This window comes from Streptomyces pseudovenezuelae, from assembly GCF_029892565.1.
GTDB classification, from domain to species: Bacteria; Actinomycetota; Actinomycetes; order Streptomycetales; family Streptomycetaceae; genus Streptomyces; species Streptomyces pseudovenezuelae_A.
Genome location: NZ_JARXVH010000039.1, coordinates 1 through 13,438, shown reverse-complemented (window position 1 = coordinate 13,438; position 13,438 = coordinate 1). Strand labels below are relative to the sequence as shown.

Sequence of the window (13,438 nt, the reverse complement as noted above, 5' to 3'; positions counted from 1 at the left end):
AACCGTGACAAGCCGACAGATGGTCCTGGGCATGCAGTTCAGCGGCGGATACGGGGCCGCACCCGGGGCCTGGCGGCTGCCGGGTGCGAACCTGAAGAGCTACACGGACATGGACCAGTTCGTGCGTTACGCGCAGGCCGCCGAGCGCGGCAAGATCCAGCTGCTGTTCATCGCGGACACCCCGGTCCTGGACGTGGACCTCGACCACCATGCCCCGCACCACATGATCGACCCGCTGCTGATTCTGACCGTCCTCGCGCGCGAGACCGAGCGAATCGGCCTGGTCACCACCGCCTCCACCACGTTCACCGAACCCTACAACCTCGCCCGCCAGTTTAAGGCCCTGGACGTGATCAGCCACGGCCGGGCCGGATGGAACGCGGTGACCACCTCCGACCCCGCCGCCGCGGCGAACTTCGGCGCACCGATCCCGCCGCGCGCGGAGAAGTACGAGCGTGCCCACGAGGTCATCCAGATCGTCCAGGCACTGTGGGGCAGTTGGGAGAAGGACGCCTGGCTGCTCGACGTCGACGGCAAACCGTTCGCCGACATGGACAAGATCCAGCCGGTCAACCTCCAGGGCAAGCACGCCGCCTCCCGCGGCCCGCTGCCCATCCCTCCGTCCGAGCAGGGCCAGCCGGTCATCTTCCAGGCAGGCGGCGGCAGTTACGGCCTGGAACTCGCGAGCCGTTACGCCAGCGGCGTCTACGCCAACCCGTACACCATCGAGGACGCCCGGGCCCAGCGCCAGGCTCTGCGGGATGCCGCCAAGCGCGCCGGACGCGACCCGGACGAGGTGAAGATGCTCGCCGGCTTCATGCCGACAATCGCCCCCTCCCGCCAGGCCGCCCTTCAGCGGCGCCGCTTCCTGGACGAGGTCGTCGACCTGAACCAACGCGTCCGCTACCTCGGCGCCATGATCGGCCTCCCGCTCGGCCCCCGCCAACTCGACGAGCCGCTGACCGCGGACCAGCTCGCCGACGCCATACCCAGCCCGCACGACCCGCGCTCCGCCCGCGCCCTCGAAGTGGCCCGGGAAGGCTGGAGTCTGCGCGACGTGCTCGCCCACGGCGTCATCGACTACCACCCGGTGGTCGCCGGCACCGCCGCCGACGTGGCCGACCACATGTAGCAGTGGTTCGAGGCGGGCGCCTGCGACGGCTTCTCGATCGCCATCGACAGCTACCGCGACGGCTTCGACGCCTTCGTCGACCAGGTCGTCCCGATCCTGCAGGACCGCGGCCTGTTCTACGACGACTACGAAGGCCCCACCCTGCGCGAGAACCTCGGCGCACACGAGCAGTACGGCCTCGACCCGCGCCTCACGAAGCCGGCCCGGTCGGTGACCGCCACCACGCAACCCACCACCGTCCGACCGTCCGACACCGCGCCCCCGCAGGTGTTCCGCGACGCCATGGCCGCCGTGGTCACCGTCAGGATGGCGATCGCCCTCACGGCACCACGGTCAGCACCTTCGCCTCCCATTTCTGAACCCCCCGATGGTGCTGATGTCGCTGGACAACCGCTCCCAACTCCTCGCGATCATCCGCCGCACCGGCCGCTTCGCCCTCAACATCCTGGGCGTACACCAGGCGAAGCACGCCATGGCTTTCGCCCGCTCGGGCCCGGACGAGTTCGATGGGAGCTCCTGGTGGACAAGTGAGGACCTGGCCCGCTTGCCGCATTCGGCGGCCGGATCACCGCCGCCGTCGACGAGTGCGCTAGTTAGTTCAGAGAAACAACGAGGTCTACGTTCTCGTCGCTGGCGAGCTGCTCGACCGACGTGTACGCGGGTACGCCATACGCCGCTCCTGCGGCCTGGGCCGAGGCTTCGGAGCTCGCCGCCAACGCGCGAAGCTCGATCCCGTCGACGGCGCTCAGCGCGGGCAGGTGAGCCCCGGCCGCCCAGCCTCCCGTGGCACTCAGAAGCTGTGTCTGAGCCCTTCATGACAAGGCGTCAGCGCTCTGAACTGGATAGCTAGAAAGCTGGCCGCCACCCAGTGCGCGCGAGACGATGATGCGCATGCAGGGTCAGCGGGCTGATCAGTTTGCCAGGTGTGCGGTGGCGCTCTCCCATGATCTGCAAGAGGTGCCCGAGGACGGCGACCCATTCGTGGACCGGGAGGCAGCGGACATCTCCACTGAGCTAGTGGGCGCCGAAGGGCTCTTCGACACGGGGCTGACGAACGGCCTTGCGGCGATCGTGGCCTCTGAGTGGCCTGGTGAGGAGGCGTATGCGAACGGCTTCGCCCTGCCAGCCAGCGGACTCCTTGGCGTAATGGAGTCCCACTTGACCCCGAATGCCGAGGGCATCCTTGTCATCCCCGACTCTCAGGCTGGCCGCCGACACAACTCGGTCGCACGCGACACGCGGATCGACGTACCGGCTCTCAGAGACGGCGTCGCCGTCACCCAACGGGTTCGCCACGCCCGTGGCACCGGAGATCTGAAGCGTCGCCATATCGACGCCCTTCTGGCTCTTGACCACCATCCAAGCCTGCGGAAGTTGAGCGAGACCCGTGAGGACCGAGCCTGGGAAGACGCGATGGCGGAGGACGTGCGCTCTCAAGCTCAGGCCGCTGATCTCCTCAACCTGATCGGGGACGACGAAGCTGCCCGGCGAGCCGCGGCGGTCGACAACCCCAACGACTATCACCCGAGGCACAACCCGGACGGCCAAGATCTCGCATTGTGCCCAGTCTGTGAGTACCAGGCCTTCTGTGTGCAGGGCCTCGACCTCTGGGGTCGAGTCGGCTTCGGGCAATGCCTGGTCTGCACGTACACCCGCAGTCCAATGGTGGCTGACCAGGAAGGATACGGCGAGCACATCGCGGACCTCTAGGAACGGATGGCTATGTGCGCGAGAACGGCTCTGGTCCACTTCTTGTGGTCACGTACTCAGCGTGACTGTCGATCTCGGTGAGATGAAGCCGGCAGTTGCGCGGTTCGAGCGGGTGCAGCCAGCAGTGCTGCGAGTAACCAAGGTACGGCCGCAGTGGAAGAGCCTCTGTTCCCGTCCCCGGACCTGCGACTGAGCGCCGCGCTGGCTAACTCGCATCGGTCCTTGTGCGCAACCGGTCGGGCCGCCCGGCCGTCCCCTGCGGTATGACGCCTAATCTCCCGCCTGCCTCGGCCGTGCCACTCTGGCCGCACTGCGCAGAGGGAGCCGGCCCGGACGATCCGATCGGTCGCGGCAGTTACTGCTGGGCGGGCTCTTCCCCGTGCCACGAGTCACTGGAGGAATACTCCACCCACCTCTACGAGACCCTCGGTGTCGAAGCCGATGGTGGTCAGCACGACGGCGGCGGTCCTGATGCTGACGTCAGGGGATGACGATGTCGAGGGTGTTGGTACCGGGTACGACGACGGGGACAGGTCGGTCGCGTGGGCGGTGACCTCGGAGGTCATGCTGGTGAGCTGGGGTGGGGCAGGTGCACCCAGTGCACGATCGTGCCGTCTCGGTCCACGTGAGCTTCGTATGTGCCGGTGGGGTGGGCGAAGCGGGCTGTCCATGTGCCGTCGTCCTGGCGGCGCAGGTCGGCGTCGTCGAGCCTCGTGGGTACGGTGCCGAGGACGAGCTCGCAGGTCTCTCGAATGCGGGTGACGACCTGGTGGAGAGTCGCGGGTTCCGGCGGCCGACGGCGGTGGAGGTAGCCTGCCGTGGCATGGAACGAGGCGGACACACCGGCCCAGCCGGCCCCGCCCACGATGCCGGCAGCGAGTTGTTCGAGGGCCGTGTCGAGGACACCTCGGGTGTGCTGCGCGCGGGCGATGCGCGCCGCGGTGCGCAGTTCGCGGGTGACGGAATCGCCCGGAAGTTCGTCCGGGTCGTCGGCGAAGAAGTGGAGCTCCTGTCCGGAGCCCAGGTCCACCACCTGGTGATGTGCGGTACTACGTGGTTCCGACGGTGTGGCTTCCATCAATTCCCCCTCATGATTCGTCCCGCTCCTGCACCATAAGGTGTCTCGCCCTGATTCACCGTGGAATACACGGAGTTGAGGGGGATGAGAGGGATGCCTCAACGGGGGAGCGGCATGTTCTCGAGACCCATCACCTACCGTGTGATCCTCGCGCTGCGGTACACGGCGGCGGACGCTGTTCCGGTCGCGGTGTTCGTGGTGGTGGGCCTCGGCTGGCTCGCGGTCACTCAGGACGCGGGGGCAGGCGGGGTTCGGTGGCAGGACGCTCCTCTCGGGTGGTTGACGGACCTGTTGCCGTACGGAAGCGCGTCGGTGCTCGTCGCCGCCGTGGTACTGATGACACTGCTGCGGCTGGGTACGCGTCTGGACGCGGAGTCACCGATCCCGCTGGCCCTGCAGAAGGTCTTCCTCGGGGCAATGACACTGGTCGCCGGGGCCTGGGCGGTCCATGACGGGCCCGGAGGGGCGGTCCTGCGCTACGGCCCGGTCGTCGTCGCCGTCCTGCTGGCGCTGTTCGTGCGACGGGCCCGATGGCGTGGCACCCTTTCCTGGCGGCGCCGGAGAACCGCCGCAGGGTTCGGTCCCTCTTCTCGCGCACTGCTCGGGCTGCGCCCCTACATCGCGCTGCGGAATGTCATCACCGCATACCCGGAGGTCAGGCTCTTCTCGACCAACCTCGCCGAGACCCAGGCGCAGGAATCCGCGGCGGTGTTCAAAGACCGGGGCGACGCCGCCTCGGAAGCGTTCTGCTGGGCCCTCGGAATCGACTACATGGTCGCGCAGAACAATCTGCCGTACGCCGAGCGGCTGTTGCGCGCGATGGGTGGCTCTCCGGAGGCCGCCCGACAGCCCGCCGCGCTCGCGGCGGAGGCTGCGCTGCTGCGTGCGGTGGGCGAGTCCGAGCGGTCATTGGCCACGCTGCGGCACGCGGCCGCCGGCGCGGGACGCGTGCCTGCGGCGCTACGCGGGCTGATCGCCGAAGTGGCCCTGGAAGTGGCGGCCGACCCGGTCGCTCCGGACGGGGCGGGACGGCGTACGGCCCTGGTGTGGCGGCAGGAGTTCGGGGCGGTCTTTCTTGATCTCGTCGTCGAGGCACGCGCCCTCGCCGTGAGCGACCCGGACCGGGCGCTGGCCCTGGCCTACCGGGTGTGCCGACTGCCGGACCGCGTCGCGCCGTTCGCCCGTGGCGGCGACCCGGACGTCCAGATCCGCGCCTACCAACAGGGTCGGACGGCCACGGGACTGGCACTGATGCTGGCCGCCGAGATCCATGAGTCCAGAGGGCACCACGGCGCGGCGACCGGCGCGTACATCGATGCGCTGAGCGCGTTCGAGGCGACCGTGGAGCGGACCCGGGCGGCCCGGTGTGTCGTGCTCGGTTTCCTCAACGCCGTCGAGGCTGGCTACGACGATCCGGACCAGGAGGAGCAGGCCCTCGACATGATCCGGGTGGGTCTGCAGATGCTGGAGTCCGACCGCGGCGCCCTGCGCGGCGAGGAGCATCGCGGGGCCTGGCTGACCGCACAACAGGAGCTCTACGCAAGGGTGTTCGCCTTGGTGTCGAGGGGGCCGCGCGCTCACCCCGGCAAGGCCGCCGAACTGGGCCTGTGGCTGCTGGAGTCCCTGCACCGCACGTTGACCGAAGCACTGATCGGCGCGGAGGGCGGTCCGTGGTTCCCGGTGGGGGACACCCGACTTCAACATCTGGTCCGTCTGGAGGCGACCGCACGGGCACGTACGGCCGAGGAGTTCGCCGCCGTCCAGGAACGCCTCGGCGCGGTCGGCGCCCGCGGCCATCTCCTCGACCGCCTCGCCGCCGCCCGCCGGGGCGACGACACCCTCCCCCCGCCGTCGGCCCAGGCACCGGTCGACAGGGTCGACGGCACCGCCGGTGGGACCCGGGGGCCCGCCGCCACGGCCTCCGACGGCGCGCACCTCGGCTCGGACCGTGCCGACGCGGCCCCGGACGAATCCGCGATCTCCGCAACCACCGACGTCCAGGCCCTGCTTGACCGGCTCGGCGACCGAGTCGCTCTGCTCTACCACTGCCGACGTGATGCGCGCGGTTGGTCCGTGCTGAGCGCGATCGTCTCCGCGGCACACGGAACCCGGCTCCACCGGACCCGGCTGGACACCGTGGCGGGCGAAGAGATCTCGGACACCTTCACCCCGGCGGGTGCCCTGGACGCGCTGGCGGCGGCGGACGAGGCGCAGACGACGGTGCTGTACTACACGCCGCTGGACGACCCGGTCTGGGCGCAGTTGAGCCAGGCGCTGGTCCCTGCCGAGTGGTGGGACCTGCTCTGCCCCGAGGACGCGGGAACCGCGCACGAGGTGGTCGTCGTACCCGACGGACCGCTGTCCGCACTGCCCTTCGCAGCCCTGCCCGTCCGCGATCAGCGGCCCCTGCTGGAGTACGCGCTGATCACGCTCACCCCGGCGCTCTCGATGCTCCGGCCGACCGCTGCCAGGCATACGGGCCCGCGCACTGCGCTCACTCCGACGCTGGTCAGCCACATCGGCATCGGACTCCCACCCGAGAGCACGGCGGCGGAGGCCGTGGCACTGGAGCAGATCGCCGCGTCGGCGACCGTACGGCGCACGGCGGACCGTGCGCAGCTGGAAGCCGCCCTGCACGCGCAGCCCGCAGCGGATCTGGCGATCATCTCGGCACACGGATCCCCCGGCGAGGCCGCGGACCGGTCGCTGTGGCTCGCCGACGGGTCGACCCTCTCGGCCGCGAGCGCGGCGATGCTGGCCTGGCCGTCGACGGTCGTGCTGGGTTCCTGCTGGGTCAGCGGGATGATCGTCGACACGGGCAAGGAGCCGTTCGGGTTCCCGCTCGCCTGCTTCCTCGGCGGAGCGCACACAGTGGTCGGCGGCGCGGCACCCGTACCGGACGACGTCGCCGGCTCGGACGTCCGCTGGCTCATCGCGTCGATTCCGCACGGTCGCGCACCCCTGTCCGTACTCCGTGAGGCGGCCCTCGAACGCATTCGGGACGTACCCCTCTCCGACCTCGATGCCGCCACGACCACCGGGCTCATCACCTGGTCCACGGCCGCCCCCGCCCGCCGGCCGGGATCCAGCCCGGAGGCCACGGCGTTCTGGGACGGAGTCGGGCTCTCCAACGAACACGTCATCTCGCAGGGACAGTTGTCGCTGACGCTTGCCCCGTCGGTACGGGCCGTGCTGGACGCGGCGACGGACACATCCGCCGGACGGCCGATCGGCACGATGGACTTCGCCGTCGCCGCGTTCACCTCGGACCCCGCGAACTGGCAACCACTGCCCGGCCGTCCGCCAGCGGACGCGCACGACGAGCCCCCCGAGGGGAGAAGCGACCGGGTATTGCTCAGCGCCTCCCCGGGACAACGGCCGCACCTGATGACCGCATCGCTGGCCCGCGCCCTGCGCCGCGGCTCGCGACTGGCCGAGGGGGCCCACCGAACAGCCCCCCTCCATGTGATCACCGCGGGCCTGCTCGACGACGAGTCCGCCGTGGCCCGGTGGGTGCAGGCGTGCGGCCCGCGTGGCGAGCAATGGGCCGACCGCACGTGTCTGAAGCCGCTGGGCGGCGAACCGGACCCCGACACGTTGCTGGGAATCACGCCGGGTGACTGGGAACGCCACCAGACCCGTATCGACGGAGCGGACCGACGACAGGACGACAGCGCGATGGACAGGTACGACTGGCCTGTCGCCCTCCTGGTCGGACTGCTCATCGTCGGCGTGCCGGCACTTCTCGGGGCACCGTATGCACCCGAGTCACCGGCCGAACTCGCGGATCCGACCACCGTGACCGTGACCTTCGCACCGACCGACGACACACGTCCCGCCGATGTCGACCGGGCGATGACCCGGCTTCGCGACCGCGCGGCCGAGTCCGGCGTCAAGGGAGCCCAGTTCACCGGCGGGGACGACACGATCACCGTCACCGCGCCTGTCAGGTACCGCGAACGCCTCGTGGCGCTCGCCGAGGGGGAGTCCGGCGCGGAGATCCGGCCGGTACTCGAACTGCGAACCGCCACACCGGGTACCCAGCCTCAGCTCGGTGTCCAGAGCACGGCCTCGCCGCAGGCGGGAGGCGACCCGGCCGCCGTGGCGCTGCAACGGCGGTTCCAGGCAACCGAGTGCCCCACGGACACCGCCCCGGCCGAGGAGGCCGTCCCCTCCGAGCCTCTGGTCCTGTGCGATGCCCGGGACCCGATCACGTATCTGCTGGGCGCCGCGGCTCTCACGGGCGACGATGTGACGAAAGCCGAATCTTCCTACGCCGCCTCCCGAGGCTGGAGCGTCCTTGTGTCCTTCAGCGCCGCCGGAGGCAAGAAGTTCGCCCAACTGACCGCCCGGCTCGCCACATTCACACCACCGCAGAACCAGCTGGCGATCACGGCAGGGAACCGAGTGGTGTCGGCACCCTCGGTGAACCAGTCCCTGACCGACGGAACGGTGGAGATCTACGGCGTCGACAAGCAGCAAGCCACCGACCTCGCCGAGGAGTTGGCCGGTCGTCCGCTGTACCGGGTGGTGGAGGTGATCACCCGCTGACCGTGACGGTGAGCCGTCACCATCGCGGAACTGGAGCGGTTGAGGCTACCCGCAGACGGGGCGCGGGCGAAGCGACCTTGGCCATGTGAGCGGGACTCGGGTCCTGCTGATACGGGAGAAGGGAGGGAGGCAGAACCGATGGCTGGCGCCGTCGTGCACCCAAAGGGTGTGTTGCAGCCGACTGCCGAAAGGGCGGACCACCTCGCACAACCGCTCGGCGATCCGCCGCCGAACCGGCAGCGGATCCCACGGCGATTGGTTCACGAACTGCTGCAGGGCCTGCATGTTGCCGTCCGGCAGTCGCTCGGCCATCGGCTGGATCGACTTGCGGCGGTCGTCCAGCATCAGGCCCCGCAGATAACACTCGCCCCACTGACGCTGATCCCGCCGCGGCACCGACTCGAAGTCATCCTCCACGAACAGCCCCAACGCGGCCCGAGGACGCCGGTGCCGAACGAGTGCTCCCGCACCCGCGGGGATGGTCCCCTTCAGGCGTTCCTCGACGGGAACGACACGTTGTGCTTCCCGTACCCGCGGGGAGGTCCCGCCCTGCTCGGGCATCTCTGGCGCGGCGAGCTGTGCTGCCCGCGTCCGCGGGCGTGCGTCACAGCTGGCTCCACGGACGTGACTTGCCGCCGGCAAGAGACGCCCAGACGTCATCGGTAGGGCGCTGCTCTACGAGGTCCTGCAGGACTGCTGCGCCCATCGGTACGTGCCGGGCCGGCGTGCCGACGAGGGGGCGTTCCGCCCCAATGGCCTGGAGGTTGCCGATCCGGTTGCCCAGGACGTACCGGGAAGCCCCGGTCAGCACGAATAAGGCCCGTGGAGACACGGGGTGCCAGCGCAGCCGCACCGTACCGGGCGCGGCACGCTGCCGCGAGCGTGGCCGACCCACGGGCTGCTGCTGGTGCGGCCGCAGGCGGGTGTGGTCGGTCAGTTTCGTGGCGAGGTGTTCGCTGTTCATGGTGGCGGGGTCGGTTTCGGTGAACGAGCGCGGCTTGCGGTGCTCTTCGCCCGTGATGGCGGTGTCGTGAGGGGCCGCGTCGGCGATCACGCGTTTCGTGCTCGCTGGTGCTGTGGAGGTGTGTGTATGGCTTGTGCTTCCGGTGGATCGGAGGGTCGCGGTGTCGCTGTTCGGTGCCGGTGTGGCTGGTACGGGGTGTGCGGGCGGGGGATGGGGCTGTTGGGTGGCGTTCCTTCCGTGGGTTTTATTTGTTTGGTCATGTTTGGTAGGGGTTGGTGAGGGTCATGGGGGTGTGAGCGATGTCGAGGGCTGTGTGGGGGTATCGGGGGCCGGCGGTGTAGTAGCGGGCGCGGGTGCGGCCGACGGGTTGGAGGATGCCGGCGGCGGTGAGGTCACGCAGGTCGCGTTGGGCCTGTTGGAGGCTGAGCGATTCGGTGTGCTGGTAGCGGGCGCGGCGGACGCGTCCTGCCATGGCGACGTCGTGGAGGGCGGTGATGGTGCGTTCGTCGAGGTGGGCGGTGTCGGTGAAGTCGGCGAGGGTGTTCCAGGTGCGGCCGGAGCGGTTGAGGCGGCCCTGGACGGTCTGGGCCTGCTGGTGGTAAGCGGTCAGGTTGAAGCGGATCCAGCTGGAGACGTCCTGGTCGGGCTGGTAGTGGGTGCCGCGGTCGTTGAGTTCGCGGTAGTACTCCCAGGTGTTGCCGGGACGTCCCAGCCAGCTTTCGATCGAGGAGAACTCGGGAGCCAGGACGCCTTCCCTGGCGATCATGAGGGTTTGCAGGGATCGGGACATGCGGCCGTTGCCGTCGGCCCAGGGGTGGATGGAGACGAGGTGCAGGTGGGCCATAGCGGCCCGGACCAGGGGGTGGTTGCCGTCATCCGTATTGAGCCAGTCGGTGAGTTCCTGTGTCAGGTCGGGGAGCAGTGTGTGGTCGGGGGCGGTGTAGGCGGCGATGCTGGGATCGCGGGCGTCGGTGACGTAGACGGGGCCTTTGCGCCATTGGCCGGCAGGCCGTCGGGACTGGTGCCGGTGGCCCTGCAGCATCCAGTGCAGGCTGTTGAGCAGTCCCTTGCCGTAGGCGAAGTCCTCGACGTCGTGCAGGGTCTGGATGTAGGTCATCATCCGCTGGTAGGCGAGGGTTTCCTCCCGGTTCTCCTCGGAGACCTCGACCTCGCTCTCGCCCTCCATGAGGTCCTCGACGTCGACGGTGGCGACTTTGAAGCCCTCGATGGAGTTGGAGGCGGCCACGGCATCTGCGGTGAGGAATTTCCGCAGCCCGGACGTCCATTTCGTGGGGGAGTCGTGCACCTGATGGCGCAGGGCGGTGCGCATGCTCTCGATGTCGTCGAGGACGCGGCGGTCGGTTGCGGTGAGGCCTGGAGTCGGGAAGAGCATGCACCAATGATAGAATGACGCAATCATAGCGTCAATTCGTGGTCTTCGGGGCGTTGGGGGTCGGAAGAGCCCTGCGAGGCTGTGGCTGCGCGTGTCCCCGACCATGGGCTTGGCGCAGGCCTGCCGCGCAGAGCGGAGGGTTGAGGGTCCGCCCAGGGCACGGCTGTCCTCCTACGCGACATGGGCGGACGATCTGCCGAGGGGCGCGCTGGTCGGCCACTGGCTGGTGGGATGAGGCCGTGCGGGCGCGGGACTGGGGGCGTTCCGCCGGCGAGCGGCCCATTCGCTCATCGTGTAGTGGAGCTGTTCGAGCGTCAACTTGACCTGGCCGTAAACGACCGGGCTTGGAGGTAGGGCACCACTGGCTGTGGTCTGGCCTCCTCCGTCCAGACACCTAGGAAAGTGCTGGGGCGCGTGACTGACGCCCCGCAATCCACACAGCCTCGCCGCGTGCGGCGATGTTGTGGGAAGCATTCCGGTCGGCGTGGGCAACGACCCCGCACCTCCGGCAGATGAAGAGGCCCTGGTCGACCCGGTTCTTCTTCTCGATGTGATGACACTCGGCACATTCCTGGCTGGTGTACGCCGGATCGACGTGCACCAGCGGGACACCGGCCCTGCGTGCCTTGTACTCAACGAAAGACCCGAGCTGGTGGAAGGCCCAGGAATGGAGCGTGACCCTCCCCCAGCCTTCGGCCGGGAGGTGCCCCCAGGGCTTACGGAGCCGTACCCTCTGCCGGATTCCGCCCAGATCTTCCAGGGCGATCCCGTACGAGGTGCGTTCAGCCTCGGTCACGATCTTCTTCGCGATGATGTGGTTCTGGTTGGCGGCGTGCCGTTGTTCTTTGCGGCGCCGGTTCTTCAGCCGTCGTTTTGCGGACTTGGTGCCCTTTGCCTGCAACTTCTTGCGCAGGTCGAGTTGCTGCTTGCGATGCCGGTCCAGTGAGCCTCTTCAGCAGCGACTCGGAGGGGTGACGTGAGGGTTACGGTTGACGGGCGTCCAGCCAGCGCGGCCGCGGTGGACGGACTGCCCAGCGCCGGTCCTTGTGTCACTCGATTGGTGGGCGGGCTGAAAGGGCTCAGTGATCACTAATCGGACGGACACATCCGATCAACTGACCAACCGATCAAAGAGACACGCGCTAGGGGACGACGGCGGTTGCGATCAACTGGGCGGAGATGAAGTCCGGCTAGTGCTGTGACCGCATAGGTTCGCCGGGTTGATGGCGGCCTGGCCTACGACGCCTGCTTCCATGCCGGTCGTGCGCACCGTTTGGTCCACGCCCAGAGGCCGGCGGGGCGAGCGGGCTAGCCCCCCGACAGGCGACTACGCCGTGAGGCGGTCCGCTTCGGCCAGCAGCAGATCGCCAAAGGGCTGAAAGCCAATACTGCAGGCGTAGACGCCGCTGACGACTCGGTGGATAGTGCCCCATTCCCAGATGGCGGTGGCATCCACGCCCGTGCGAGAAGCCAGTTGCTCAGTCCGCGCCCAGAGGTCATCGCCGAGGTCTGGGTTGCAACGCACGATTGTGCCGAGATCGCACGCCGGTTCGGCCCGCAGCCCGACTGGATCGATGAGCTTGTAGCTGCCGTCACTCGCCTGCAGGGCGTTCATCTCGTGGATATCACCGTGGACCAGAACCGCGGACCGATCGTCGTGGGCAAGGCGACGACGATTCATGCAATTCAGCGCATCCGCCACCGTGGCCGGCGAACACGGTCGCCCCGCCTGCTCCCATAGTTTTGGCAGCCGATCGGCGTACTGCTCAGCCAACTTCGCGCCGGTTGGAAGGTCAATGTCGGGACCGATCGGACGCCACAGGCGAACCGCCACTTCGCACAGCAAGTTGTGGCGGTTTGCAGGGTCGGCGACGATGTCGTACATCGGAGCCCCGAGGCGCTCCAGCAGAAGGGCTTGTCGACCCACGTCTTCGCCCAACAGCTTGGCGCATCCCCCTCCGTTCGCCAGGCGCAACACCATGGCCTCCTGCCCGATGTCCCGACCTGGCACACCGATCTTGAGGACCGCCGGAGTTCCGTCAACAAGTGTCGCCTCGACGACCAGGGCGGCGTGACCGCCCACGAAGCTGGACCCGATCATCAGAGACCACTTCTGGGCCAGCGAGTCGACCACGCCTGGCAGCTCGTCCAGCCAGGATTCGTTCCCGTCGGCTATGACCGTCTTGCGGACCTGGTCAGGAATGTCGAGGCTCATGCCGCCACCCTAGAGCCGTGATCGTATTGGTTCGCCGGATTGGTTCAGGCTGCTGTTTTGAGGGGGCGCCCGCCCCAGCGAATGCCTTTCTCGTTGCGGATGCGGGCGCGTTCCTTGCGTTCGGCGGCCAGGACGTCGCGGTGGCGGGCGTTGGCGTTGCGCCAGCGCAGGTAGGCGTGCAGGGCCTGGGTCTGCACGGTGTGGTTGGGGTAGTTGGAGTTGGCGATGGTGAACTGCCTCAGCGGTCCGAAGTGCGCTTCGATCGGGTTCGCCCACGAGGCGTAGGTCGGGGTGAAGCACAGACCTGTTGCCGGCCTGGCTGTGCGCCGCGGCCAGGCCGGCGTGCCTCAGGTGGCGGTGTGCAGCTTCGCGGCAGTGACCGCTGTGATGGCCTC

General features: G+C 68.8%; 9 protein-coding genes and 4 pseudogenes. 4 read left to right on the top strand and 9 right to left on the bottom strand.

What is annotated here, in order from left to right; all coding sequences use genetic code 11:
- The first annotated feature begins 4 nt into the window (after positions 1-4).
- A complete protein-coding gene (locus tag M2283_RS49705) occupies positions 5-1,132 on the top strand; it encodes an NtaA/DmoA family FMN-dependent monooxygenase (protein ID WP_280883245.1) in 1,128 nt (375 codons plus the stop codon).
- A 367-nt stretch (positions 1,133-1,499) separates the two neighbouring features.
- Positions 1,500-1,649: pseudogene (locus M2283_RS49700) on the top strand (flavin reductase family protein); the annotation flags it as partial.
- A gap of 76 nt (positions 1,650-1,725) precedes the next feature.
- On the opposite strand, the gene M2283_RS49695 reads toward M2283_RS49700, so the two are convergent.
- Positions 1,726-1,926, bottom strand: coding sequence for a Gfo/Idh/MocA family oxidoreductase (locus tag M2283_RS49695; RefSeq protein ID WP_280883266.1), 201 nt, complete (start codon positions 1,924-1,926; stop codon positions 1,726-1,728).
- A 97-nt stretch (positions 1,927-2,023) separates the two neighbouring features.
- On the opposite strand from M2283_RS49695, the gene M2283_RS49690 reads away from it, so the two are divergent.
- Positions 2,024-2,842 carry a hypothetical protein gene (locus tag M2283_RS49690; protein ID WP_280883244.1) on the top strand — a complete coding sequence of 273 codons (819 nt, stop codon included), beginning with the start codon at positions 2,024-2,026 and terminating at the stop codon, positions 2,840-2,842.
- A 389-nt stretch (positions 2,843-3,231) separates the two neighbouring features.
- On the opposite strand, the gene M2283_RS49685 is transcribed toward M2283_RS49690, so the two are convergent.
- Together M2283_RS49685 and M2283_RS49680 are read right to left on the bottom strand one after the other, a co-directional pair.
- On the bottom strand, positions 3,232-3,408 hold the full coding sequence (locus M2283_RS49685; protein ID WP_280883243.1) for a hypothetical protein: 177 nt from the start codon (positions 3,406-3,408) through the stop codon (positions 3,232-3,234).
- Entirely contained in the window at positions 3,405-3,920 is a 516-nt protein-coding gene (locus M2283_RS49680; protein ID WP_280883242.1) for a hypothetical protein, read from the bottom strand. Before M2283_RS49680 ends, M2283_RS49685 begins: the two co-directional genes overlap by 4 nt.
- Before the next feature lie 114 nt (positions 3,921-4,034).
- Between M2283_RS49680 and M2283_RS49675 the strand changes: the two genes are divergently transcribed.
- Positions 4,035-8,471 (top strand): CHAT domain-containing protein, encoded by a 4,437-nt coding sequence (locus M2283_RS49675; RefSeq protein WP_280883241.1) that lies wholly within the window; start codon positions 4,035-4,037, stop codon positions 8,469-8,471.
- 206 nt (positions 8,472-8,677) lie between these two features.
- Here the strand turns inward: M2283_RS49675 and M2283_RS49670 are convergent.
- The 6 genes and pseudogenes from M2283_RS49670 to M2283_RS49645 all read right to left on the bottom strand — a co-directional run.
- Positions 8,678-8,951: pseudogene (locus M2283_RS49670) on the bottom strand (transposase); the annotation flags it as partial.
- A gap of 124 nt (positions 8,952-9,075) precedes the next feature.
- Positions 9,076-9,525, bottom strand: a complete 450-nt coding sequence (locus M2283_RS49665; RefSeq protein ID WP_280883240.1) for a hypothetical protein — start codon at positions 9,523-9,525, stop codon at positions 9,076-9,078.
- A 166-nt stretch (positions 9,526-9,691) separates the two neighbouring features.
- Positions 9,692-10,828, bottom strand: coding sequence for a Fic family protein (locus M2283_RS49660; protein WP_280883239.1), 1,137 nt, complete (start codon positions 10,826-10,828; stop codon positions 9,692-9,694).
- A gap of 394 nt (positions 10,829-11,222) precedes the next feature.
- A pseudogene (locus M2283_RS49655) lies at positions 11,223-11,771 on the bottom strand (RNA-guided endonuclease TnpB family protein); the annotation flags it as partial.
- A gap of 384 nt (positions 11,772-12,155) precedes the next feature.
- Positions 12,156-13,043 carry an aminoglycoside phosphotransferase family protein gene (locus M2283_RS49650; protein ID WP_280883238.1) on the bottom strand — a complete coding sequence of 296 codons (888 nt, stop codon included), beginning with the start codon at positions 13,041-13,043 and terminating at the stop codon, positions 12,156-12,158.
- Positions 13,044-13,087: 44 nt separating this feature from the next.
- Positions 13,088-13,345 (bottom strand): annotated as a pseudogene (locus M2283_RS49645) (IS630 family transposase); the annotation flags it as partial.
- Positions 13,346-13,438 lie beyond the last annotated feature (93 nt).